Here is a 22,820-nt window from a genome sequence, read left to right as displayed (position 1 = left end):
GAATTTAGTGGTTATTACAACCATCAGTATACTTAGATGACAAGCGATCGCTTATCTTTTCAATTTACTCGGATTTTGGAATTGAATCAAAAATCTGTAAATTATCTGTAGGGCGACTTTTGATTTTCTTAGTTCATAGATTGCTCAAAAGGTTTACAGGTCTTAGCTGAATCTGTAAGTAGACGAACTTTAATCTCATGATAAAACTCCTCTTGAAACAGCTCTACTTTGGATTGAGCCGAAAGTAATAGTAGCGCCCAGAAAACGCTAACTAAATTACTGTGTTTAGTCTCATGTCCAGACCCATTTTGCTTGAGAAGCTTTGTTTTAGTCCACAAATCTACAAGTTGTTCTAAATTCAACCAATTTTGTTCTGAATTCAGTTCCCTTGCTGATAAGTTCAACACCTGCTCCAGTTCCCCAGCTACTTCTGTCAGGTTTTCCTGGTGAGCTAACTCCAGAGCCTCCCGCATACTTTGAACGCTAGGTTGGCGTCTGGGACGGATCGGTTTAGGGACTTTTTCTACTAGTTTTAGCTGGTTCGCCATAATCTGCAATTGCTTGATTAGCTCTTGCAGAGTCACCCGGCGCTTTGGTGGCGGCATTGCCGATGGACGACGACGCAATTGCCGTTCTAATGGTAGACGATGACCCTGATGTGATAAACCATCTTCACCTTCCAATAGGCCATCATCTTCTACACCATCTTGGACATCTCCTACTGTTGACAATTGCATCAAGGTATTGGCTTTGAATAATACCAGCATTGATGCTGACAAAAATGCTTGTCCAGATTGAGACAAGTCCGCTTCATAGCCTCTTCCTATTGACTCCGGTGCCATAAGTTCTAAGTAACGGTCAATCACCTCAATCACTTGGACATCCCAAGGGTCAATTTCTCCCTGTTCAGCTTGGTAAATCAGGAGTGTGATTGTTTTTAATAGCTCGGAAGCTTCCATCAACAGGTTCTAAATTAATTAATGAGAATCAAAAGACTTTAAATTCAACAGTAAACTCATTGACTATTGGCAAAGCGTGTAGTTCATACATTTGCTTGCACTTCTTTTAATCAGAATTGCCTGCTGGCAGTCAGTATCTTCTGAAATTTGTAATCAATCACCATTGTGAATTGTGAGATCAGAATGTGCAACTTTTGACATTAATCTGGAGGCGAGTCATGGGGAATAGTGACAGTTGATACAAAGTCACCCGACTTACCGCTCTTGATCGCATCAAAAGTGCCTTTAATAGTACCAGCAATGGGAACAGCAACAAGCGTTCCCAACAACCCAGCAATCTCAAATCCCATCAAAATAGCCACAAAAATCCAAATGGGATTGAGTCCAATAAAGTTGCCAAGTAACCTGGGAGCTAAGAGGTTATCTTTAACCTGCTGCATGAGAATTGCCGCCACAGCAACTTCAACTGCTAACCACCAATTTTGCAACAGTACTAAAATCGTCACCAGACCAATGCCGAGAAATGCCCCAATAAAGGGAATGAGTTCTGAGATACCGATTAATATGGCAAACAACAGGGCAAAGGGTACCTTCATCACTAAGAAAATTGGTGTTAGAGTTACCACCATGAATAGACCTAGCAACAACTGGCTGAGGAAGAAGTTCTGGAAATTTAGGCGTAAGGATGTAGTGAGGGGATCTCCAATATTAGAAGGCAAAAGATTGATCAGACCATACCAGACGCGATCGCCATATAAAAGCATATAAAATGCAAGCACAATCACTAACACTATGTCAAGCAATCCTGAGAGCAATGTCCCAGCAAATCCCACTGCACCAGAAGCTAGCTGTTGTACCAAATTCTGAATGTTGGCGTTGATTTGGCTGCTTATAACTCTCAGATCAATTGGCAAGCGTCGTTGCTTTGCCAGGATCTCAAACTGCTCTAGGTTTGCTTGACTGGCGGTTAACCAATCAGGGATCTTATTTAACAGTTGGATTGTTTGGTCAATAATCAACGGCACTAGGGTGACGCCCAGAATCCCAAATAGGGTTAATGTTGCAAGTAAAACTATGATCACCGCCTGAGTGCGGGTGATTCGGGCACGTTCAAAGAACTGAACCGGGTAATTTAGGAGAAAAGCCAGAATTGTCGCAATGCTCAAGACGGTAATGGGATGCTGAAAATAGCGAAAAAGCACAGACAGCAGCCACACATTAAGAGCGATAATTGGGCCACTCAGACCATAAATTAACAAGCGTTGAAGGGAGGCTGAACGGCGCATTTGATGCAACCTATTTTAGATATTCTTTGAGAGAATTTGTAAAATTCTTGATGGCACTGATCATCATGATAGATATTTTTAACAAAGATATATATAAGCGTATCTGATAGTAAGGAAACAAATCACAATGGACAAAACCGTAGCTGATCTTCGTAAGGACTACACCTTGGAAGGTTTGAGCGAACTCGAAGTAGACCTCAATCCTTTTATCCAATTTAAAAAATGGTTCGATCAGGCAATCGCAGCACAACTTCCTGAACCCAATGCCATGACCATTGCCACTGCCACACCAGATGGGAAGCCCTCTGCCAGAATGGTTTTACTTAAGGATTTTGATGAACGGGGCTTTGCCTTCTTCACCAACTACAACAGTCATAAAGGACAAGAACTGGCAGAAAATCCCCAGGCGGCTTTAGTCTTCTGGTGGGCAGAACTGGAACGTCAAGTCAGAATTGTGGGGTATGTGGAGAAAGTTTCCGAAACTGAGTCCGACCAGTATTTTGAAAGTCGCCCTGGTAAGAGTCGCTTGGGTGCGTGGGTATCTAATCAAAGTGAGGTGATAGAAAGCCGAGAAGTCTTAGAGCGGCGCTTGCAAGAGTTTAATAGCAAATATGAAAATGAGGAAATCCCCCGACCGCCCCATTGGGGAGGCTTACGAGTGATCCCCACAGAAATTGAGTTTTGGCAAGGACGCCCTAGCCGTCTGCACGATCGCTTACTCTACAGGCGTTTAGATAATGGCACTTGGAATATTGAGCGATTGTCACCATAAGGGACTTCCAAATAAATAAATATCCCATCGCTATGTAGGCAGGGACAAGGAGCAGGGAATAGAGGGAGAGAAAGTCGTTTTGCAGGAGTGAAATTGGATAATTTATTTCTTGGAGTTCCCTAAGAAGACGCGGGCATTGGGAACAAAATTACTACAACTTCTCCCCTGCTCCCTGCCCTCTTACCACTGGGCGATCGCATCTTGAATTGCTGCCCGTGCTTCTGATAGAGATTGGGTACGGGCATCACCCTCATTCAAGCTGTTAGCGTTAATAAATTGAATGTCTGTAATCCCAATAAAACCGAAAATCGTCCGCAGGTAGGGTTCTTGGAAGTCGTATGCAGAAGCAGGAGATGTCGGGCTGAAGTCACCGCCGCGGGCTGTGATGATAACTGCCTTTTTACCCTCGACTAACCCTCTAAAACCTTGAGCTTCTAAAGCAACAGTCCGGTTAATGCGAACGATTTGGTCGATATAAGCCTTAAAAGTGGAAGGTATATTGAAGTTGTACATTGGCACTCCAAAGACGTAGCGATCTGCTGCCAAAAACTCATCAACCAGTTCGTCAGAAATCCTAATTGCCTCAGTTAATTCTGGGGTATGGGTTTCTGGTGGGGAAAATGCCGCCGCAATCCAAGCTTCATCAACGTGAGGAACTGGGTAATGCCCTAAATCTCGATAGACGATCGCATCTTCAGGATGCTTTGCTTTCCAAGCACTGACGAATTCCTTAGATAGTTCTCTTGAGTGCGATCGTTCAGCACGGGGGCTGGAATCAATATGTAGAATGTTTACCACCAAATATCTCCTGATTAACTAGGATTTACTGCTTTTACTTTTCTTTAAGTCTTTATTTCAAAGCATTACATTAGATACTAAAAGTAACTAGTTACTAAAGTAAAGTAGTTACCATAAAGTAACTACCGGATAATTTTGGCTAATTTATCGATGTCTGCTTCTAAAAATCCTGATGCTTGCCCAATAAGTATTTTGATGTCCCTATTATCAGGGCCCTGGACAATGTATATACTCTGGGTGTTGGGTAATAGTGGGCCTACTCGCTTTGGTGCATTGAAGCGCCAAGTCGAGGGCATCTCAACCAAAATGCTGACAGAAAGACTGAGGATGCTTGAAGCAGCAGAAATTATTTATCGCCAGTATGAACCAACTATCCCACCCCAAGTAACTTACGGTCTTACAGAACGGGGTCAAGAACTCATTGAAATCCTTCATCAACTCAATGCACTTGCTGAACGTTGGTATGGCGGCGAACAACAGTCTGAATGTGAATTAAAAAAGCCGATGGAGAATGCATCGGCTTCGCTAACAAAATTCAACAGAATATAGTCTACTGTTCCTGTATCACTGCTGCTTTAGGAGGAAACTGAATTCTGGGATCTGGCATGAAATTGTATCTCAAGTACAATCCTCCCCAGACAAACAAGATAATTAACAACGCACCAATACCAAGAGGGCTAGGAAGCCAGAAAACAGCTTCTATGTGGTTTAGCTCACCAGGCTGGAGTTTCCACACTAATTGATTGCCATTTTTTTCTGGCTCAATTGCAGTTTCAGTTAGTTGGATGTTTTTGGCTCCCCAAGGAGTCTTCAGGCTAAATTCCAAATCGAGAATTGAACCAGCATTAGTCAAGACGTTACCTTTGCTGGCAATTAGAGATAGCGATCGCAAATCCAAATCATAAATCAACCGATTTCGGACTAAAAGTAAAAAATTGTTCTCCTCTAAGAGGACGTTTGATTCAATTTTCGGCAGTTCTGAGTCAGATTCGCTCTGGACAGGCTCGGAGGGTTGATTCGCATGGGAGTTAAAAAATTCGTTGAACTTTTCTTGCAATTCCGTACCACTGCTAAAAGGAATGGTGACAATAATTTCTTCTTGGGAAACTCGTTGCGCTTTGCCCTCAAGTTGACGGGCACGGCGTTCTATGCTGTTTAACCATTCGTATACAGAATCACCACTAAAACTAGTTAATCGTTCTCCCAACTTAATATGCTGTACTAGTTCACCACTATTTGAATTGTCAAAATTAACCCCCACATCGTACTTTACACAGCCAGAAAGTAGCAGGGATGTTAACAGCACTAGCCACAGAATAGGGCTTCGCATAGGAAAGACACGGTTCATTCGATTTCGACCATTTAGTTTTATATTTCTCAATACCAAACTAAATGGTCTGATGAACCACAAAAAAATCTTTCCGAAAATTGAAAAATTCATAATTATAAATCTCCCCAAAAGTCAAACTTTTTAACCAATCTTGACTTCTTAGTATTGTTTCAACTTCCTGGAACACCATTTTGATCACTCTGGGTACTGGGGAAGAAAAGATGAGTAAGAATTTGGTTTGGGTCTGAATCCTCATTCAAATCTTCCCAATCCCCAATTCAATCAAAAATCCAAAATTGATATCAGCTAGGGGTTCCTGAGAAATTCAACCAAAGCAAGTACGAGATGGTTAAACCAATGGCAATTAGCGCCACCCAGATAAAGCGATTATCTCTGGTATTGACCTGACTGAGATCAACGAATTCTGGCTCCGTAGGTTTAGGTTTTTGCTGAACAGAAGATTTAGTGGATTTAGCAGCTACAGAAATTTTGAGTTCATTATCGGGTAGTGCGGCCAAATCAGGGATTTCGGTCATCCATTCGCTAGGTCTTTTCAGCTTTGGTGCTTTTAAGATGTAAAGCATCCGTCGCGCTTGTTTGCCGGTTTCAAAATAGGGATGGCGTTTGAGTCTTTCGCAAAGAGCGATCGCATCGTCGGTGCGTCCAGCTGCTTCATAAGCTGTCACCAGATAAATTTCTACTTCACCCCCAAGCCGAGAATTACGAGCTAACAGGGCACTGGCCTTTTCTAAATTTTCTACAGCTTCGCGATATTGCCCATTTTCAAAGGCAATTTTTCCAGTCTGGTAGTGGGTTTTAGCAATTTCTAAACTTTCTGCACTCACGTCTTATACAAAAATTAGCACTATTTTTATTTTGCCAATGCCAGCAATCTTTTTGGAATCTTTTCAAAAGCTGGCAATCTGAAAGTGGATAAACTTCTAAAATTTTAAGTAAGTAGCTGCGACTATTTTCTGATTAAAAATTCCGGTATCTTATGCGGGTGAGCAAAATATGTTGAAAATCAAGCATTCACAACTGAATTGGCTCCTAGCAGGTATGACTTTAGCAGTGATGGGTGTAACCATTGCTCCAGCTTCCGCCCAGCGTGTAATCGTCATTGATGGTGGTTATGGAGTTAGGCGAGCGCCATCTGTCGGTTCCTTTATTTATGGTAGTCCGATTCCTACACCTATGCCTGTAGACCCAGCAACAGGATTAATCCCACAACGCAATCATTTCCGCGATTATTCCTATCCCCAATTCAGACAAAACGTGAGAAATTCCACCCTGATTAATCCGACTCTGGTTAATCCGTCAATTCGAGACTCAACCATAGTTAATCCGGTGATTATCAATAATTCATGGCGTCGGACACCATTTAGTGGCGGGCGATCGCGCGTTATCATTACCTATCCCCGCTAAGGAAGTGGGTGAGCAGTAGGAGAACTCTTCACTCCTCACTCCTCACTCCTCACTCCTAAGAGGTAAACTGCGAACCCAGAATCATTGTCCCAATCCCAACATCGGTAAAGATTTCTAGTAATAGGGCGTGGGGAATGCGGCCATCAATGATGTGTGCTGCACGGACTCCTTGAGCAAGCGATCGCACACAACAACTCACTTTGGGAATCATCCCACCGCTGACTATACCATTAGCAATCAACTCGCGGGCTTCGCGGATGTCTACTTTCGGAATCAAAGTAGATTGGTCTTTGTAATCTTTTAAAATTCCACTGGTGTCGGTCAGTAAAATTAACTTTTCTGCACCTAATGCTGCGGCAATTTCTCCAGCTACAGTATCAGCATTAATGTTATAAGCTTGTCCCGTTTCGTCTGCGGCGACGCTGGACACTACCGGAATATAGCCATTGCTAGCGAGGGTGTCCAAAATCTTGATGTTAACATTGCTAACTTCCCCCACAAAGCCGATGCCTTCTTGACCTTGGGGACGGGCTGTAAATAGATTACCGTCTTTACCGCAAAGTCCTACAGCCAATCCACCAGCTTGGTTAATTAGCGCGACAATTTCTTTGTTAACTCGACCAACTAAAACCATTTCCACCACATCCATTGTGGCGGCATCAGTGACTCGCAAACCATTCTTAAATTGTGGTTCGATGCCCAGTTTATCTAACCAACTGTTAATTTCTGGGCCACCGCCGTGAACTACAATCGGACGCAAGCCCACGCAGGATAAGAATACAATGTCGCGGATAACTTTGTCTTTGAGTGCGCTATCTTTCATTGCTGCGCCACCATATTTGACAACAACAGTGCGACCGGCAAATTGTTGAATATAAGGTAGTGCTTCGCTTAGTACACGTACACGAGTGGCTTCAGCTTGCCTGATGTATTCAGAATCGTTGACCGTCATGAGGAGCCGCCGTTGAGAGTTAAAACCTATTTCAGTAAGTGTAGAAGACTTTGTAACCTGTAACAATGTCTTGTGGCTGCCAAGAGCAAAATAAGCTTTTTGTATAAGTATCACTTACAAAAACTTATTTTTAAGATACAAGATTAGGTGCAGCGTTAGCAGAACCCAACATTATAAATAAACTGCTTAAGGAGCAATATTCAGTACAACATTATGCCTGATGGTAGTGTTCGGAATAACTGAATACTAAATAAATCACTGTTGCCAGATTACCCGACACAATAAGCAAGCGATCGCTCCTTCAAACCTCTAGAATTGAAATCATTCGGCTGGAGCTAGGGAATGAAAATGACCACGCTGCTAATTCAAACTGAAAGCACACCCCTAACAGTAAATTTCCCCTCGCTGGTGCAGATGACAAATGAGCAATTCTACGAATTCTGCCAAGCCAATGGAGATTTACGAATCGAGCGTACTGCCAATGGGGAAGTCATCATTATGCCACCAGCTTTTTCAGATACGGGCAACCGTAACTTTAACATTGCTGCACAGCTTGGGTATTGGACTGAACAAGATGACACTGGCATAGGCTTTGATTCCAGTGCAGGTTTTACGCTACCCAATGGAGCAATGCGTTCCCCTGATGCTTCTTGGATTGAACTGGAGCGCTGGAATACCTTAACAGATGCACAAAAAGCTTCATTTGCACCAATTTGTCCCAGCTTTGTAATTGAGTTACGCTCATCCAGCGATCGCCTGAGCAAATTACAAGAGAAAATGCAGGAGTATATTGATAACGGTACATCACTAGGCTGGTTAATTGATCGGCAGAATCGAAAAGTCTACATTTACCGTCCGAATCGAGAAGTTGAAATTTTGGATAATCCCGAAGTAGTTAGTGGCAATCCAGAATTACCAGGATTTGTCCTGCGGATGAGCAAAATTTGGTAATTTGAGTTTTCTTAATGAGAAACTTGTGTTTTGAGAACACTAGGAATTGCCTCAAGTATTCGCTTGGCAATGTCTTCAGGTGTATCCCCCTCTCGCTCGGTGATATGCAAATCGGCTTGAGAGTAAAGTGGGGTTCGTTGTTCAAGGAGCGATCGCAACTTACCTTTAGGATCGGCATCTTCTAAAAGTGGTCTTGTGATATCCTCAGCTAAACGGCTGTAAATTAGCTCTACTGGCGCATCTAGCCACACTATCAACCCGTGGTGCAAGTAACCCCAGTTTTCTCGCCGCAGTACAATGCCCCCACCAGTTGCTATAGTCAACTTTGTAAAAGCACAGACTTGTGAAAGTACGTCGCTTTCTAATTGGCGAAATCCCGCTTCACCTTCTTGGGCAAATAACTGATTGATAGATTTACCTGTCGCTTGGGTAATAACATCATCGGTATCAACAAATCCATAGCCCAGTTCCTTTGCTAGTAAGTGACCTACTGTCGTCTTACCAACGCCCATCATCCCAATTAAGTACAGGTTGACTCCTTGTAATAAGCTGCTCACCAGTTGCTTCGCTCCAATTATTAGTTCTGAGTCACAGTTTAAAATTATAAACTCAATGACTCAATCTAAGATTTAAAAATACGGAGTTTTGCATCTATCTCACAACCAGATATATAAAAGAGGGATCGCACTATGGGTAGTCACAAAGGCAATCACTAATCAGGTTTTAATCTGGGAAGTTCTTAAACCAGAAAAAATGAAAAATCAAATTGTTTGTAAATCTCCAAGAAATTTATTTTCAACTGATGTCAAGGCTTTTCTCTCTGCGGATATCAAATTTACGTATAAGTTTTCTAACGTTCAATTATTTTTAACTTCTACAGATTCATCTTCTATTTACTATGAATCAACTGCGGTCATTACCGTTATTAATGTATTGAAAGTAACTTAGGCAATAAATTAACGATTCTTCTGTGAAATTACCATAAGTAATAAATTACGAATTTATCAGGAATGTAGTAAATTCCCTGAAGTAACTTGGTAATTGCTGCATAGCGATCGCTCTGCTTAACAAAAAAATTAATATAGCTTGTTTGAAACTTTATCCAAACAATATCTGTCTATCTAAATAATCAGGATTTTTACCCTGTTAGGTAATTTTAAGTATACACAATACTGTGTTTTTAACAGCACAGGGTCGTTATTCTAAAAGTTCAGTTATAACAAGCCCCGCTCAATTAAATGTTTCTTATAAAGGTGTAAATGATGACTTATTCGCTGCGATCGCTAAAAAAAACCTTGCAAAGTTGAAATTTCGGCACAAAGAATACTGCATATTTCACCCCAATAAGCCTGAATGAATAAATATAGTATGAATGAGGTGTCAACCATGACTCGAATTCGTGACGTTGTACAAAGAGCTTTAGCTACTGGCTATTTGACAGTGGAAGCTGAAGATCAACTACGACAACTGTTGACTACCCGATATGACTTAGAAGATTTTAATGCTTTCATGACTTTGCAGGAAGCTGCCATGACTGGTAAGGTCAAGCAGGAGTCTAGAGAGCAGTGTGGCATTAACAAGTAGAGACGTAGCCTACTACATCTCAACGACGGGGGCGTTTATCATCATCCTCAAAATCATCATCATCCTCAAAAAAGTCCCAATCATCATCATCGGCTTGATTGGTAGTCGGCGGCTGATAAGGGGGGATGATTACTCGGTAATCAGCATCATAAACAGATTCAGTTTTTCCCGCAGCTGTATTTTTTGGCTCACGGTAGCTGTAAGAATAAACTGAACCAGACTGAGAACTGCTTTTGGCTTCTGATTGACGTTCGTAAGTTTTAGAGTCTCTAGGCTGTTGAGCTTGAGGATTGGGGGTAGGCGCTTCCTCTGAATTTTCATCAAAATTCCAATCATCATCTCTACCATTTGTCTCCCAATCATCAAATACATCATTGCTAGCCTCTTCTTTTTTACTAGCTGGTGGTGGAGGGCTGGCAGGACGAGATGTAGGTTCTTCTCTCCGAGTTGTCTTGGCACGCGGTGAAGTTGCAGTTGCTCTGTTAGGAGTTTGGCGTTGTCCTCCTACAAAATAACTGGATAATTTAAACAAGGTAGCAATCAATACAGATGTGAAAGCACCAGTGGCAGTACTGAAAAAAATCCATATCGCTAGTGGTAATGGTTGAGTTTGCACGCCCAAAAATACTAGCGATAGGGCAGGTGAGAAATTTTGGACTAACAACAGTGTTAGTCCTCCCAGTACTGCCACCAATAGAATTAAGCGAATTACAGCCATAGCAATTTTGTCAGTTGTCAGTTATCAGTGGTTAGTTGTCAGTGGTCAGTTGTCAGTTATCAGTCTGATTACTCTTCACTAATTACCGTTCACCGACTACTGACACTATCAGCCATCTCTATCATTACCCTTTTAGGACTATTGTGAAATTTCCGATGAGTCCACTGAGGGCGTTAGCGACGACCTTCCCACCGCTGAATTGGGATGCAGTCAATATCTAGTTGATCTAAAGCACGGGCAACTACAAAATCAACTAAATCTTCGATGGTTTGGGGATTGTGATACCAGGCGGGAATAGCGGGAACAATTCTAACTCCAACTTCTGCTAAAGAGGTTAAGTTCCGCAGGTGGATGAGGCTAAAAGGCGTTTCACGCGGGACAATGACCAGCTTTCGCCCTTCTTTGAGTTGGACATCCGCTGCCCGTTCTAGTAAATCGGAACTCAAGCCAACTGCTAGCTTTGCCACTGTACTCATGCTGCATGGAATGATCATCATCCCCAGAGTGGCAAAGGAACCACTGGCAATTCCGGCACCGACATCACTCCAAGGATGGCAGCGGAGTTTACCCGAAAGTTCAACTCCAGCTTGTTCTCGCCAAAATTGTTCTTGTTGAGTTGGCTCTGGTGGCATCCGAATTTCCTGTTCTGATTGCCAAACCATGTAAGTTGATTTAGAGGCAACCAATTCAATACTATACTCCGCTTCTAGCAAAAATTTGATCGCGCGAACAGCGTAAATCAGACCAGATGCGCCCGATACGCCTAAGATTAAAGGCTTGGTGTTATTTGACACGTAATTTTAGTTAATTTTACTCATCCTCTGAGTAAGGGTCTAGGTCATCAGGCTCCATATCATTTGGTAAGTAGAGGTCTGAAAGCTCCTCACGAGAATCATTGCCAGTCAAACCTTTGGCTACACCATCGCTGCCGACTGTTACCAAATCAATTTGTTGACGGTAGTAATCGACACTTTTAACTTGGACGGCGACGCGATCGCCTAATCTATAAGAAGCGCGATTTTTGCGCCCAAATAGTGCTTGTTGTCTGGCGCGATATTCGTACCAATCGTCTTTGAGAGAACTGACGTGTACCAATCCTTCTACCCGCAAAGGCACACCAGGATTACTGCTGGATTCTACCTCGGCGGCTGGTACTTCAATTTCCACAAAGAAACCGTAGGATTGAACCCCGGTAATTACGCCTTGAAATACCTGACCGATGCGCTGCTTCATCAGTTGGGCTTTTTGCAGTCCAGCTAAATCAGCTTCAGCTTCTTGGACTTCTTTTTCTCGGTCGTTGATTTGGACAATTACCCTAGTTAAATCGCTTTGCAGTTCTTGTTGCAATTCTGGGGGTAAAACGTTCCAGTTAATTTCCTCATGGCTGGAGGAGTGGCGCAGGTTAACGCGCTCTCTGACACGGGTATTGCGGCGATCGCGTCCGTTTTCGAGTAGCGTGTAATACACTCTCTGCATCAGCAAATCTGGATACCGTCGCAAGGGAGCGCTAAAGTGGACATATTGCGGTAGTGCTAGACCAAAGTGAGATCCTTTGGTGGTACTGTACGCGGACGGCTTAAGTGTATCTTGTAATAAGTAAGTAAGAACTTGCTCAGAAGGAGATTCGGCAAAAGCTGTGGTCAAATGTTGATAATCTAAGGGTTGAATATCGACTTCTGCATCTAATGTGAGGTCAACGCCTAAATTGACTGCCAATTTCAGCATTTCCTGAACATCTTCAACATCGGGTGTACCTTGGACTCGCCAGATAGCGGGAACACCAAGAGCATTTAAGTGAGTTGCGAACAGTTGGTTAACTAGCAGCACTAACTCCGTGAGTAGCGATCGCACTGGTAAATCATTCACCACCACAGCGCCTAAAATCCCCTCATCATAATAGGCGTTTTGGCTAGGCGGCAGATTTAACTGGAGGCTACCACGATTCAACCGCACCTGTTTGACGGCTGTTTGCAAGGCTTGGAGGTCTTGCAGGATTTGGGAAACCTGTGATGATTTGTCTTGAGCTTCACCTGTGAGAATTGCTTGAGCTTGTTCTGTACTCAGTGCAGTCTCTACGTTAATTACACTGGGTTGAATTTCCCACTCCAGCACTTCTCCCGATTGGGGATCAATGGTAATTAAAAAAGAGATGGTTAAGCGATCGCTCCCAGGTACTAAAGAACAGCGTTCTGCCACCAGTGGAGGCAAAATTGGCAGCACTAATTCTCCCAGATAAACTGATTTACCCCGTTTGAGAGCTTCTCGATCTAGGGCTTCGTCAGGTTGGACATAGTGAGAAACATCAGTGATATGAACGCCCAACAGCCAATTTCCGGCTAAGTTTTTTTCTAAACTAAAAGCGTTTTCTATAACTTTAGTATCGCCATTTACCCCTTCAATGGTGAGAGTAAACAAATTACGCAAATCTAGCCGATTTTTTAGGTCTGCTTTGAGCAGCTTTTTGGGTAATCTGGTAGCTGCTTCCAGGACATTATCTGGAAAAGTCCGGGAAAGGTCGTGTTTGCACGTAACTAAATCTATATCAGCAGCAGCTTCGGCATCGCTGCCGAGGATTTGCACCACTCGACCGAGGGGAGGATATTGTGCCAACGGATAACGCAAAACTTCCACATGAACCAGGTGATCGATCGCTTCTTCCAGCTTTGCCTCATTAGGTTGAATCTTGAGTTCAAACAGCAATCGATCATCTAAAGGCACAGCTCGGAAACCAGTTTCCACCTGCTTAATTCGTGCCAGTAAAGTGTGATTAGAACGTTCGAGAATCAGCTTCACCTCCCCTTCGGGAGAGCGACGGCGACTGCCTTCCTTGAGAACTCTAACCAAAACGCGATCGCCATTCCAAGCATTACTCAGATGACTTTCACGGATGTAAATATCCTCAGCTCCTTCCACATCTTGAATAGCAAAGCAAAAGCCTTTACTAGAACAACGGAGTTTTGCCTCAATGATTCCGTCTTCTGATATACGGCGGTACTTGCCCCGTTCCTTCACTAAAATACCGATTTTTTCAAGAACATCTAAGGCAATGTGAAGTTTTTGTAAACTTTTTTCATCTTCACAGCCAAGTTTCTTTTCTAAAACCTTCCGAGCTACCAATTTATCATCGGTGAAATTGGCAAGGAGTGTAGCGATTGAAAATTCCATGCAGTGAACCGACCTTTGGTCAAAACATCATTTTTTGTTTAATCTGGTTCTTTTCTGTATACCCTCACGGCTTACAGAAACAAGTTGGAAACGAATTGCCCAGAGGCAAGGCTTCCTAAGTTCCAAGGGAAGGAAGCCCGACCCAGCAAGAGTGGGAAACTACTCCCGCAGTTCCGAGCAAAGAAAGCCGACCCACGGACAACTCTGGGCGTCTACGAACTTCTCACTGCACGATGCTCTCAGAATTCGCCTGCGTTTAAATCCCTTCACCTAACCAAACTTAAGATTGCACGCCTGATTCAAATTTAGCCCCGCTAGGTAATTACGCGACGGGTTTTTGAGAAGCTGGGTTTAGAGAATCCATACTACCCAAAAGCGCTATGCAGGGGAGCCACCGCTCTACTTAGGGTCACCCCAAGTGGAGGAGGCAGTGCGGTCTTGGGGTCTCCCCAAGTGGAGCAACTGCCGTCAAGTGGCGTGGAAACTACAGGTGTTTGATTGTCTAGAGTGAAGGTAATTTTACGCCATTAGACTCTGATTTTTAACTAGGAGGAACTGCCGTGAACCCAATTGTCCCACATGTAGAATCGGTAACAATTAGGTGAGCAGCTTAATAAGCAGTGAGGGCGAACCTTATCTTCATTATTGTAGATTTAGAGCGCACTTCCAGAAAATAGTTCTAGATATCAAGTTGGTTCACCAGTATAGCATTGCAGGTAAGACTACCCAGGTAAGTTAGCACTAGCCAAAAATTTCGTCAAAAAACAGCTACTGCTACAATTGGGACACAAGGCAAAGCAAAAATATTACTTTAAAAGGGACTGGGGATTAGGGATTGGTGATTAGGGATTAAGTATTAGAGACTAGGGATTAGGATTAAAATAATTCTTTCCCAGTCCCCAGTCCCCAGTCCCCAATCCCCAAATCCCCAGTCCCCAGTCCCCAGTCCCCAAAAGATTTAGATTGGTAGCAGTATTATGTTGGCTCAATTCCAGAGCTTGTATCCCAAGGGCAGTTTGATTTCTGAATTAGTACAAATTTTTCAAGGAAAATATATTGTTCGGGCAAGCGTACAAATTGAAGGCGTAACCCGTGCTACGGGTATGGCAGCAGCAGAAACAGTAGAAGCAGCAGAAGACCAAGCCAGAACTAGGGCACTGATAGTTTTGGGTATTACAAATACGCCACCAGAATCAGTGGCATTTACCTCAAGTCCAATTTCCCCGGTACAGCAAAATTCTCCCTTGAATCCCAAAGGTGGATTGAATGAGTCCGCTGCCTATTCTCCTGCAAAAGATGGAGATTTTGTTAGTAGTCAGTGGCCACCAGTTAGCGACAAAGAAATATCTATACCGCCTTCTAAAGAACGGAACATTAAACCAGAAGTAGTAACAAGCAGTAACGAACAGTACGAGTACAGCAATACTGCACCCCTAACAAGCGATACCTATAACCAGGATTTAAATCAAAACTTTCCTGTTACCCCCAATCGGGAGCTAGAATTTGATCCTCCAGTTGAAAAATTGGAAATAACCTTTGATAACCAGGTTGAAAATCAAACCTTTCCAGCAATTTCTGCTAATAATGTCACACCATTTATACCCCGGAGTTACAGCCCTCAAGAGGATGTCCCTACCCCTTCAGGAACAGGAAAGAGAAAGAAGAAAGCTGAACCCGTGGATTTATCGGATGTAATTGCTAAAACAGATGTCGAACTTCAGCGTTTAGGCTGGACACCAGAACAGGGACGAGAGCATCTGATTAAAACTTACGGTAAGCGGGGGCGCACTTTGCTAACTGAAGAAGAATTGCACGGATTCCTCAAATTCCTTCAATCTGAGCCAGACCCAATAGCGGGATTTTGATTTGTCATTAGTTATTTGTCATTGGTCATTTGTCATTTGTCATTTGTTCAAATCGGTATTAAATAACGTGAGTTCGATAAACCTCTCCCTGCCTTGAACTAAAGTTCAAGTCTGTCCCTCTCCGAGTCGGAGAGGGACGGTTTTGCGTAGTAAAACCAGGGAGAGGTCTTTTTTTACGTCTAATTTAGATGGACACTATCACTCATCGAACATCACGTTAAATACTTGAGTAGACTACCCATTTCAAAAATAACCCCTCTTCTAGTTATGAAGAGGGGTTATTTTTGGGGTTTAAGGGAATTAAAAGTGTTAAATCACCATTTAATCGTGATTATTAATTAACAGCAGCAACGGCTGGACGGCTACCAGCGGCGTGACGGTCAATCACTTGGTCAATCAAACCATAATCCCTGGCTTCTTCTGGTGACATGAAAAAGTCACGTTCAGTATCTTCAGCAATCCGCTCAATTGGTTGACCTGTATGTTCAGCTAAATAGTCGTTTAGCCGCCGCTTGTGGTAGAGAATTTCCCGCGCCTGAATTTCAATATCAGTCGCCTGTCCTTGAGCACCCCCTAAAGGCTGATGAATCATAATCCGAGAATGGGGTAGACTCATTCGTTTACCCTTAGCACCTGCACTGAGGAGGAAAGCACCCATACTCGCCGCCAATCCGGTACAAATTGTACAGACATCAGGGCGAATGTGTTTCATAGTGTCAAAAATGCCCATACCAGCCGTCACCGAACCACCGGGAGAATTGATGTACATATAAATGTCTTTCTCCGGGTCTTCAGCATCCAAATACAGCAGTTGGGCAACAATCAAGTTAGCAATGTTGTTGTCAACCTGTTGTCCCAAAAAGATGATGCGCTCACGTAACAGCCGTGAGTAGATGTCAAAGGCGCGTTCACCTCGACCCGATTGTTCAATAACGATAGGAATCATGGAAGCGTGTTTGTGGCTACTTTAAATACATTTTATCGGTGACAGCACGAAACTGGGGTTTATCTCTACTGTTCTCAGCTAGATAGAAGCAAATCTTTCCCATTCTGCTTTATCGAACAAGGGAGCAAAAGCACATTTTGCAATAGATTCAACCTCTAAGGGCACTTTTTAGTCTTAAAAGCTGTCTAAAAGAATATCCCGGTTTAGGGAAGAACTGATTAAAAAACTCCAACTCTCGCCATCTCATGTTTCTGCCTTTGCTGCACAACCTTGGCGATGTGTGTGATTAGACCGATAACCGAAATCCGACTTGCCTAGGGAATTATATTAAATATCCAGTAACATTTTAAACATTTTTTTATAATTTCCCTCAGCAATTATCAAGTTATTTTTGTTAGATTCGGTAAATCGATAGTACGAGGTGTATTTAGAATAACCAGTCCTACTTGAAATGCTATCCACTCAGAGAGAGACGTGCCATGCTGGAAAAACTTGTACAAGCCGCCATCATCACCTTCTTGCTCCACCTGATAGCAGGACTTAGCCCAAATACTTTAATTCAGACAAAGACAGCATCACCTATACGAGAAACGCCACCAAATATTGTTAGCTTGCTATTGCGATCTTTTCAATAACAATGTTTCATAAGTTGCACAGGTGTAAGTAAGTCGGCGCAAATAAACCTAACCATATAAAAATCATTTCCTTGTAGTCGGCGCTTTAACACTAAAGCACTGTTTACAAACTCGGAATTTTTTACACCAACTTACTTAGGCGATATCAAAAAGATGGATTGCTAACTCCTACCCAAGGGGTAATTTGCGCGTAGGGTTTCTTGCTTATGTACATAGCCGACTCGGCTAACACTCCTGGGAACAGGATAGACTGAGCAAAGAAGGCAACTACTTGCATTTGAACATGACTAATCGTCTTGCTGAAGCTAAGAGCCTCTATCTCCGCAAACACGCCGAAAACCCCATTGATTGGTGGCCTTGGTGTGACGAAGCACTTGCAACTGCAAGGGCACAAAATAAACCGATTTTTCTCTCCATTGGCTACTCCAGTTGCCACTGGTGTACTGTCATGGAAGGCGAGGCTTTTTCTGATATTGCGATCGCTGACTACATGAATGCCAATTATCTTCCCATCAAAGTAGACAGGGAAGAAAGACCTGACCTCGATAGCATCTATATGCAAGCTTTGCAGATGATGAGCGGTCAAGGGGGTTGGCCTTTAAATATTTTTCTTTCCCCAGAAGATTTAGTGCCGTTTTACGCTGGTACTTATTTCCCTGTAGACCCGCGTTATGGTCGTCCAGGATTTTTACAGGTGTTGCAAGCGCTTCGCCGTTATTACGATACAGAAAAAGAAGATTTACAGCAACGCAAAGCCTTAATTATTGAGTCTCTGCTCACGTCTGCGGTGTTGCAAGACGATACAACAACGGAGCTTGAAGACCATGAATTACTCCGCCAAGGTTGGGAAACCAGTACAGGTGTAATTGCCCCTAGTCAATCCGGTAATAGTTTTCCGATGATTCCCTATACAGAATTAGCACTGCGGGGAAATCGATTTAATTTTGAATCTCGCTATGATGGCAAGCAAGTTGCTACCCAACGGGGACTAGACTTAGCGCTGGGAGGCATTTATGACCATGTGGCCGGTGGTTTTCATCGCTATACTGTTGACCCGACTTGGACAGTTCCTCACTTTGAAAAGATGCTCTACGACAATGGACAGATTGTCGAGTACATAGCTTCTTTGTGGAGTACGGGAGTACAAGAACCAGCGTTTGAGAGGGCGGTTGCTGGTACTGTACAATGGCTGAAGCGGGAAATGACCGCACCTGAAGGTTACTTCTATGCTGCTCAAGATGCCGACAGCTTCACTGAACCCACGGCGGTAGAACCAGAAGAAGGAGCCTTTTATGTCTGGAGTTACAGCGAACTACAACAACTATTAACGCCTGAAGAATTAACGGAATTAGAACAGCAGTTTACGGTGACGCCTAACGGTAACTTTGAAGGACGTAATGTTTTGCAAAGACGCCATACAGGTCAACTGAGTGCAACACTGGAAGCGGCACTGAAAAAGCTGTTTACAGTTCGTTATGGCGTTAGTTCTGAGTCAATAGAAACTTTTCCCCCAGCTCGTAACAACCAGGAAGCAAAAACCACTAACTGGCCAGGTCGCATTCCCTCGGTGACAGATACAAAAATGATTGTCGCTTGGAATAGCTTGATGATTTCTGGGCTGGCTAGGGCTGCTGGGGTTTTCCGACAACCGTTGTATCTAGAATTAGCAGCACGAGCCGCAAATTTTATCTTGGAAAATCAGTTTGTAGATGGGCGTTTCCAGAGACTTAACTATCAAGGAGAAGCGACTGTTTTAGCTCAGTCTGAAGATTACGCTTTGTTTATTAAAGCTCTGCTAGATTTACAAGCTTCCAACCCTGAGCAGAAGCAATGGTTAGAAAATGCGATCGCTATCCAAGATGAATTTAACGAATTTCTCTGGAGTGTAGAGTTAGGCGGTTACCATAACACATCAAGCGATTCTAGTCAAGATTTAATTGTCAGAGAGCGCAGTTATGCGGATAATGCTACACCATCAGCTAATGGAATTGCGATCGCTAATCTTGTCCGTCTCGCCCTACTCACCGATAATCTAGATTATTTAGATTTAGCGGAACTTGGTTTGAAAGCTTTTAAGAGTGTGATGCATCGCGCTCCTCAAGCTTGTCCCAGCTTGTTTACAGCTTTGGATTGGTATCGTAACTCCACCTTGATTCGCAGTACAACCGAGCAAATCAACGCTTTGATCCCCAAGTATTTGCCGGTGGCTGCATTTGCTATCACATCTGATTTACCAGAGGGAAGCATTGGCTTAGTTTGCCAAGGTTTGAAGTGTCTTGCACCAGCAGCAAATGTAGAGCATTTATTACAGCAAGTCGAGAAAAGTCAGGTGAGGGCGTGAAATCGCTCTCAAGAAGGGATTAAATACTCAATATTCTTATTGAGATCCCCAACCGCCAGGGGTTATAAACCCCTGGCTAATAGCTTAAGTCCTCTTTTAGAGGACTAAACAAGAATTTTAGTCCATTTCAATTGGCATTCTAGCCCGCCAAGACTCGAAGTGCAAAGCTAGTCCACTCAAGTGGACTGAAACTCTTTGTTAGTCTTCTTTAGAAGACTTTCGCTATTAGCCTCAGAATTCATTCTGAGGCGGTTGTTGGGATTGATGCAAGATGTCAGTTTCAATGGACTTTGGCTATTAGCCAGCGATTTAAATCGCTGGCGAGTGATGCACACAAGTGCAAAATATATTTCTAACCTATATTTTTGTTGACGAATGACTATTAACTCATGTAGCAAATTAACCGCCATTGTGTTAGCTGGCGGTAAAAGTTCTCGGATGGGTCAAGATAAAGCCTTGATTCCCATTCAAGGGATGCCATTGTTGCAACGAGTTTGTGGGATTGCCAAAGACTGTGCTGATGTTGTTTATGTAGTAACTCCCTGGCCGGAACGCTATCAAGATTTGTTTTTGCCTGGTTGTCAGTTTATCCGAGAAGTGCCTTTATCTGGAGAATCTTTAGCCCACGGGCCTTTAGTTGGTTTTGCCCAAGGATTAGCCGAAGTACAGACAGAATGGGTGCTGCTGCTAGCTTGCGATTTACCAAGGTTGCGGGTTGAGGTGTTGCAAGATTGGGTAACTAGACTTGATGGCGTGGGGGATAATGCGATCGCAGCTTTAGCTCATCATCCCAAAGGCTGGGAACCTCTATGTGGTTTCTATCGCCGTCGCTGTTTGCCCCAACTTCTAGAGTTTATCAACCAAGGGGGGCGATCGTTTCAGCAGTGGCTTCGGCAATATCCGGTAGAAGTTTTGCCTTTAGCAGAACCCGAAATGTTATTTAACTGTAATACACCAGAAGACTTGGCTTTAAGTTAATTGAAGAAGATACAGAATTCAGAATCAATGAGTGTGGGATAAGAGAGATTAAGAAAATTTTCCTTCTGAATTCTGAATTCTGACTCCTGAATTCTGTTATTTACTGAGTGCGACAGAATTTGCGATCGTTATCATGCTGAGGGTATTGCCAAGAATAGGCAAAATGGCTGACTCCCTTCAATTGGGGAGAAAATTTGCGAAGTGCTTGCATTTGCGCTTCCAGGGATGGACGATTACTAATTGATTCTCCCCATTTGCCGGCTAAAGCTGGAATAACTTGAGTACCCGGTTTAGTCATACTCAAAACCCGTTGCACTTGCGCCACAATACAACTGACATTACCGCAAGTTCCATAAGCCATTGGATGCCACTCTAATGTAATGGGGAATCGATCCCAAGGCTGCAAACGGGAATCATAACCTTGTCCTACAGTTTGATTACCATCGGGGAAAAACACCACTCCCGTGGAAATACCTTGCTGCTTTGCTGGGTAACTAGCTATGGTGACAAAATCTAAAATTCCTTGCATAGCGTGGGCAACAGTAAGCTGCCACAACTCCCATTGTAAAAGTGGTTGTCTATCGGTTGCAGACCGGATTGATTTTTCCGCTGGTGTGGTAATACGTCCTTGCCAGAGGGGTTCTCCTTCCTGGGGATAAAGTTTATCGACTTCCGTTATATCTGTGCCAGTGACGAATCCCTTCCTCAAAAAGCGGCGAATTAAGTCCAACCCTTTATAATTTTGTGCTCGTTTAAATAAAGCTTCTTGGATTGCGGGACTAAATAGCCATAAATCTGAAACTTTGGTGGCGATAGAATCACTTCCAGCTTGTCGGGGATAACGCACGTAGTCCAATAGCAAGCCATCTGGCCGACGGCGCAAAACTTCTTGTACTAATTGGTAGTAGTCGCGTTTCGCTTGCGTGTTGTAGGGGTCGATAAATAGTTGAGAACCGTTATCTACGACATATAGGCTGGTTTGACCCTTACCATTACGAGCGATCGCTTCTTCTCTATCTGGTCGCTGGGCGTAAGTATAACCGAAATTTGTCGTAAACATCCAGGCATAGACCTTCAAACCGCGTTCTCGACCTTTTTTTATTGCTGTGGTGAGTATATCGATGTTTTCTGCTCCTGGAGTGCGAATCACAGAAGGCCAAGCCGTCGGGTTGGCTGTTGCTGGTAATAATACCTGTCCGTCGTAAAATACTTCTAAATAAACTTGGTTATAGCCACGGTTAACAATCCGATCCATAACCTGATCAATTGCTCCTGGCTGAATGTCACAAGGATACAAGCGCAACCAGAGGGCTTGGACTTGCGGCCAAGTTCGAGTGCGGCAATTCTTTAATTCCTGTGCTTGTTTTTGTAATATATTTTGGTAACGCGTTTGAGCATTTTGGTTGCCTTTGAGGGCTGATAAACGTAAGTTTTCTTTTTCTTGCGCCGCCGCGGATGATAACTGACAATACTCAGTTACTTGCGCCCTTGCTGGTTGGCTCCCAAAGTTGGGAAGCAAAGAACTACTAGTAAAAACAACAGCGAATAGGCGCCGCCAAAATAATAATGTTGATCTTCCAACGTTCAAGGGACGGTTAGACATACCTACCAGTAGATGAACACAATAATTAATCATTGACCCCAACCCAGATAATTAGGGGCAACGTGTATCAAATTATATATAAGAATCCTAAATGATATGTGAAAAATTTTAAGTAATGTTAGATATAACTGTGCCTCACATATCCAGGTTTTGGTAGGCAAAGCTTACTCTACATATATTTAAAAAATCACAGTAGGAGTTCTATAGTTAATTTGTAAGGGTTTTGAAACCTATTTTTTCAAGACTCCCAAAGGCCTATTTGTGTTGCCGTATTTTTATGGAAAAATATGAAAAGTGTTGTTAGCGGTAGCGGTGCGTTGAGCCAGTGCTGAGTTGAAGGAACGCCCACAAGGGGAGTTGCTCTTACCAAGTATTGAATACTTCTTAGATTCACTCAGCACTCATCGCTAAGTTTGGTGAATGCATAAATGGCAGTATAAAAAACCTGAATAGAGAGTAAGTTTAGTCTGCTATTGGGTAAGTTATGCTTCTACCTTAGTTAGTGAAAACCT

Annotated in this window: 21 protein-coding genes; 9 read left to right on the top strand and 12 right to left on the bottom strand. The window is 43.1% G+C overall.

Annotated elements, in window-relative coordinates; all coding sequences use genetic code 11:
• Window positions 1–128 precede the first annotated feature (128 nt).
• Together ACWATR_RS24380 and ACWATR_RS24375 are read right to left on the bottom strand one after the other, a co-directional pair.
• Window positions 129–959 carry a segregation/condensation protein A gene (locus tag ACWATR_RS24380; RefSeq protein WP_460338141.1) on the bottom strand — a complete coding sequence of 277 codons (831 nt, stop codon included), beginning with the start codon at window positions 957–959 and terminating at the stop codon, window positions 129–131.
• A 200-nt stretch (window positions 960–1,159) separates the two neighbouring features.
• Window positions 1,160–2,245: an AI-2E family transporter gene (locus ACWATR_RS24375; RefSeq protein WP_460338139.1), complete on the bottom strand. Its 1,086-nt coding sequence runs from the start codon at window positions 2,243–2,245 to the stop codon at window positions 1,160–1,162.
• A 127-nt stretch (window positions 2,246–2,372) separates the two neighbouring features.
• Here ACWATR_RS24375 and pdxH point away from each other — a divergent pair, with 127 nt between their 5' ends.
• Window positions 2,373–3,017 carry a pyridoxamine 5'-phosphate oxidase gene (gene pdxH, locus ACWATR_RS24370; protein WP_069068576.1) on the top strand — a complete coding sequence of 215 codons (645 nt, stop codon included), beginning with the start codon at window positions 2,373–2,375 and terminating at the stop codon, window positions 3,015–3,017.
• A 180-nt stretch (window positions 3,018–3,197) separates the two neighbouring features.
• On the opposite strand, the gene ACWATR_RS24365 is transcribed toward pdxH, so the two are convergent.
• Window positions 3,198–3,815, bottom strand: coding sequence for an FMN-dependent NADH-azoreductase (locus ACWATR_RS24365; protein WP_460338136.1), 618 nt, complete (start codon window positions 3,813–3,815; stop codon window positions 3,198–3,200).
• Between the two features lie 150 nt (window positions 3,816–3,965).
• Here ACWATR_RS24365 and ACWATR_RS24360 point away from each other — a divergent pair, with 150 nt between their 5' ends.
• Window positions 3,966–4,364, top strand: a complete 399-nt coding sequence (locus ACWATR_RS24360) for a winged helix-turn-helix transcriptional regulator (RefSeq protein WP_460338134.1) — start codon at window positions 3,966–3,968, stop codon at window positions 4,362–4,364.
• Window position 4,365: 1 nt separating this feature from the next.
• Here ACWATR_RS24360 and ACWATR_RS24355 read toward each other — a convergent pair whose 3' ends face one another.
• Window positions 4,366–5,256, bottom strand: a complete 891-nt coding sequence (locus ACWATR_RS24355) for a DUF3153 domain-containing protein (RefSeq protein WP_460338132.1) — start codon at window positions 5,254–5,256, stop codon at window positions 4,366–4,368.
• Window positions 5,257–5,447: 191 nt separating this feature from the next.
• Window positions 5,448–5,990 carry a tetratricopeptide repeat protein gene (locus tag ACWATR_RS24350; protein WP_460338130.1) on the bottom strand — a complete coding sequence of 181 codons (543 nt, stop codon included), beginning with the start codon at window positions 5,988–5,990 and terminating at the stop codon, window positions 5,448–5,450.
• A 169-nt stretch (window positions 5,991–6,159) separates the two neighbouring features.
• Here ACWATR_RS24350 and ACWATR_RS24345 point away from each other — a divergent pair, with 169 nt between their 5' ends.
• Complete coding sequence (locus ACWATR_RS24345; RefSeq protein ID WP_460338128.1) at window positions 6,160–6,570, top strand: hypothetical protein; 411 nt, start codon at window positions 6,160–6,162, stop codon at window positions 6,568–6,570.
• A 55-nt stretch (window positions 6,571–6,625) separates the two neighbouring features.
• Here the strand turns inward: ACWATR_RS24345 and argB are convergent, their stop codons facing one another.
• Window positions 6,626–7,522, bottom strand: a complete 897-nt coding sequence (gene argB, locus ACWATR_RS24340) for an acetylglutamate kinase (protein ID WP_460338126.1) — start codon at window positions 7,520–7,522, stop codon at window positions 6,626–6,628.
• Between the two features lie 348 nt (window positions 7,523–7,870).
• Between argB and ACWATR_RS24335 the strand changes: the two genes are divergently transcribed.
• Entirely contained in the window at window positions 7,871–8,473 is a 603-nt protein-coding gene (locus tag ACWATR_RS24335) for a Uma2 family endonuclease (protein ID WP_460340648.1), read from the top strand.
• A gap of 11 nt (window positions 8,474–8,484) precedes the next feature.
• Here ACWATR_RS24335 and ACWATR_RS24330 read toward each other — a convergent pair whose 3' ends face one another.
• Complete coding sequence (locus ACWATR_RS24330; protein WP_460338124.1) at window positions 8,485–9,030, bottom strand: shikimate kinase; 546 nt, start codon at window positions 9,028–9,030, stop codon at window positions 8,485–8,487.
• An 829-nt stretch (window positions 9,031–9,859) separates the two neighbouring features.
• On the opposite strand from ACWATR_RS24330, the gene ACWATR_RS24325 reads away from it, so the two are divergent.
• The gene (locus ACWATR_RS24325) at window positions 9,860–10,057 is read left to right on the top strand and encodes a hypothetical protein (protein ID WP_069068584.1); all 198 of its coding nucleotides are present in this window, start codon (window positions 9,860–9,862) and stop codon (window positions 10,055–10,057) included.
• Window positions 10,058–10,076: 19 nt separating this feature from the next.
• On the opposite strand, the gene ACWATR_RS24320 is transcribed toward ACWATR_RS24325, so the two are convergent.
• The 3 genes from ACWATR_RS24320 to ACWATR_RS24310 all read right to left on the bottom strand — a co-directional run bounded on the left by ACWATR_RS24320 (window position 10,077) and on the right by ACWATR_RS24310 (window position 13,940).
• The gene (locus tag ACWATR_RS24320) at window positions 10,077–10,775 is read right to left on the bottom strand and encodes a LapA family protein (protein WP_460338122.1); all 699 of its coding nucleotides are present in this window, start codon (window positions 10,773–10,775) and stop codon (window positions 10,077–10,079) included.
• Window positions 10,776–10,948: 173 nt separating this feature from the next.
• Complete coding sequence (locus ACWATR_RS24315; protein ID WP_460338120.1) at window positions 10,949–11,569, bottom strand: flavin prenyltransferase UbiX; 621 nt, start codon at window positions 11,567–11,569, stop codon at window positions 10,949–10,951.
• 16 nt (window positions 11,570–11,585) lie between these two features.
• The gene (locus tag ACWATR_RS24310) at window positions 11,586–13,940 is read right to left on the bottom strand and encodes a ribonuclease R family protein (RefSeq protein ID WP_460338118.1); all 2,355 of its coding nucleotides are present in this window, start codon (window positions 13,938–13,940) and stop codon (window positions 11,586–11,588) included.
• A gap of 977 nt (window positions 13,941–14,917) precedes the next feature.
• On the opposite strand from ACWATR_RS24310, the gene ACWATR_RS24305 reads away from it, so the two are divergent.
• Window positions 14,918–15,805: a hypothetical protein gene (locus ACWATR_RS24305; RefSeq protein WP_460338116.1), complete on the top strand. Its 888-nt coding sequence runs from the start codon at window positions 14,918–14,920 to the stop codon at window positions 15,803–15,805.
• 334 nt (window positions 15,806–16,139) lie between these two features.
• Here ACWATR_RS24305 and clpP read toward each other — a convergent pair whose 3' ends face one another.
• Window positions 16,140–16,751 (bottom strand): ATP-dependent Clp endopeptidase proteolytic subunit ClpP, encoded by a 612-nt coding sequence (gene clpP / locus ACWATR_RS24300; RefSeq protein WP_335197050.1) that lies wholly within the window; start codon window positions 16,749–16,751, stop codon window positions 16,140–16,142.
• 479 nt (window positions 16,752–17,230) lie between these two features.
• Here clpP and ACWATR_RS24295 point away from each other — a divergent pair, with 479 nt between their 5' ends.
• The 3 genes from ACWATR_RS24295 to ACWATR_RS24285 all read left to right on the top strand — a co-directional run bounded on the left by ACWATR_RS24295 (window position 17,231) and on the right by ACWATR_RS24285 (window position 20,705).
• Window positions 17,231–17,386, top strand: coding sequence for a hypothetical protein (locus ACWATR_RS24295; RefSeq protein ID WP_460338114.1), 156 nt, complete (start codon window positions 17,231–17,233; stop codon window positions 17,384–17,386).
• A gap of 283 nt (window positions 17,387–17,669) precedes the next feature.
• On the top strand, window positions 17,670–19,727 hold the full coding sequence (locus ACWATR_RS24290) for a thioredoxin domain-containing protein (RefSeq protein WP_460338112.1): 2,058 nt from the start codon (window positions 17,670–17,672) through the stop codon (window positions 19,725–19,727).
• 375 nt (window positions 19,728–20,102) lie between these two features.
• On the top strand, window positions 20,103–20,705 hold the full coding sequence (locus ACWATR_RS24285; protein WP_460338110.1) for a molybdenum cofactor guanylyltransferase: 603 nt from the start codon (window positions 20,103–20,105) through the stop codon (window positions 20,703–20,705).
• 100 nt (window positions 20,706–20,805) lie between these two features.
• Here the strand turns inward: ACWATR_RS24285 and ACWATR_RS24280 are convergent, their stop codons facing one another.
• Window positions 20,806–22,308, bottom strand: coding sequence for a family 10 glycosylhydrolase (locus ACWATR_RS24280; protein WP_460340645.1), 1,503 nt, complete (start codon window positions 22,306–22,308; stop codon window positions 20,806–20,808).
• Window positions 22,309–22,820 lie beyond the last annotated feature (512 nt).

The sequence above is a fragment of the Nostoc sp. UIC 10890 genome, assembly GCF_054786515.1.
The sequence above is the reverse complement of the archived record's forward strand: the minus strand, read 5'-3'. Positions and strand labels throughout refer to the sequence as shown.